At 62.5% G+C, this 1,681-nt stretch carries 1 protein-coding gene and 1 pseudogene; both read left to right on the top strand.

The features are described 5' to 3' along the window. Nucleotides 1-165: pseudogene (locus KUV72_RS19670) on the top strand (TRAP transporter large permease subunit); the annotation flags it as partial. A 173-nt stretch (nt 166-338) separates the two neighbouring features. Beyond that, nucleotides 339-1,376, top strand: a complete 1,038-nt coding sequence (araD1, locus tag KUV72_RS19665; protein WP_222239511.1) for an AraD1 family protein — start codon at nt 339-341, stop codon at nt 1,374-1,376. The last annotated feature ends 305 nt before the right edge of the window (nt 1,377-1,681 follow it).

The raw sequence follows: 1,681 nt of genomic DNA, 5'->3' as shown, positions 1-1,681 counted from the left end.
TCGCCGCCATTTGGCCCGGCCGCGTTCTACCTGAAAGGGGTGGCGCCGCCGGAGATCAGCCTGAAAGACATCTTTGTGTCACTGCTGCCGTTCATCGCACTGCAATTGTGTGTGCTGGCCGCGCTGCTGATGTGGCCCGAGATGGCCATGTGGCTGGTCGACTGAGATCAGGGTCAGGGGCATGCACCGCCCCGTCTCACCCCACGCATGCTATCTCCCATCAATAACGTCAACCCATACCTTCGTATGTTGACCATACACCCCCCCAGAGGCGTAAGATGCCTCTGGGGCCAATCGTGATACCGGGCTGCCGCCCTTTCCTGCCCAAGGACATCACCATGCACAACGATACAAACGCCTCTGCCGATTCCAGCGCTTCAGCCCACCTTCGCCTTATTCAGTGTGTCCATCAGGGCAGCACCCGGGCAGCGTTGGTGGAGAACGAGCATCGCGTGCGTCTGACCGACGCCGACACCTACAGCTTGGCCAGGCGAGCCCTGGAAAGCGGCAAACCTCTCGCCGCGGTGGTTCAGGACAGTCTGACGGACGAGACCCTCGACTATGACGAGCTGGTCGATCAGGGACAGTTGCTGCCCCCGCTGACGCATCCTGACCCGGCGCATTGCCTGGTGACCGGCACTGGACTGACCCACCTGGGCAGCGCTGACACTCGCAGCGCCATGCATGCTGCATCGAACAGCGATGAGGCCGAGATGACCGACTCCATGCGCATGTTCAAGCTGGGGGTCGAAGGTGGCAAGCCCGGCGAGGGCAAGATCGGGGCTCAGCCGGAATGGTTCTACAAGGGGGATGGCGACTGCGTCGTCGCACCGGAGGCCCCCCTGCCCTGGCCGTCCTTTGCCGAGGACGCCGGCGAGGAGCCTGAGCTCGCAGGACTCTATATCAATGACGATCAGGGCCGCCCTCACCGTCTGGGCTTTGCCATCGGCAATGAGTTCTCCGATCACATCACCGAACGCTACAACTACCTGTGGCTGGCCCACTCCAAGCTGCGCGCGTGCAGCTTTGGTCCTGAGCTGCTGATCGGCGAGCTGCCGTCACACCTGGAAGGCACCTCGCGCATCACCCGTCAGGGCGAAACGCTGTGGGAAAAGCCCTTCCTGACCGGGGAGGCCAACATGGCCCACAGCCTGGCCAACCTGGAACACCACCACTTCAAGTACGCGGGCTTCCGCCGTCCCGGCGACGTCCACGTTCACTTCTTCGGCACCGCGACGCTGAGCTTTGCCGATGGCATCAAGGTCAATCCCGGCGAGCGCTACGAGATTGACCTGCCCGCCTTTGGCCGACCGTTGCGTAACCCCTTGGCAACACCGGATGCCGATGAAGGGGCCGTGACCGTCATCACGCTGTAGGTGCATGCAGGCCCCTGATACGTAAACCATAGTACGGAAACCATAGTACGGAAACCCGGTGCAGAACCCCTGGTGCTGAGACCCAGAGGCTACCACCCAGATGTTTCAAGGCTGCGGCTTCAGCCCAGGGGCTTCACCACACAGCCACCTTTTTTCACGCTCAATCAGCCACCAGCAAGGAGCCAACATGACTCTGCAAGGCAAGCAACTCATTGGCAGCCAGGCCGTGGCGGCCAGCGGCAAGGCCATCCATGCCATCAATCCGGCCACCGGCGAGACCCTGGAGCCCGGCTACGCCGCCGGCT

The sequence above is a fragment of the Halomonas sp. DP4Y7-1 genome (assembly GCF_019800705.1).
Lineage (GTDB): Bacteria > Pseudomonadota > Gammaproteobacteria > Pseudomonadales > Halomonadaceae > Halomonas > Halomonas litopenaei_A.
Note: the sequence above shows the minus strand (reverse complement) of the source record. Positions and strands in the feature narration are given on the sequence as shown.

Excerpts from the sequence above, each read along its gene's own strand:
- araD1 (WP_222239511.1), top strand. The coding sequence starts at position 339 with ATGCACAACGATACAAACGCCTCTGCCGATTCCAGCGCTTCAGCCCAC.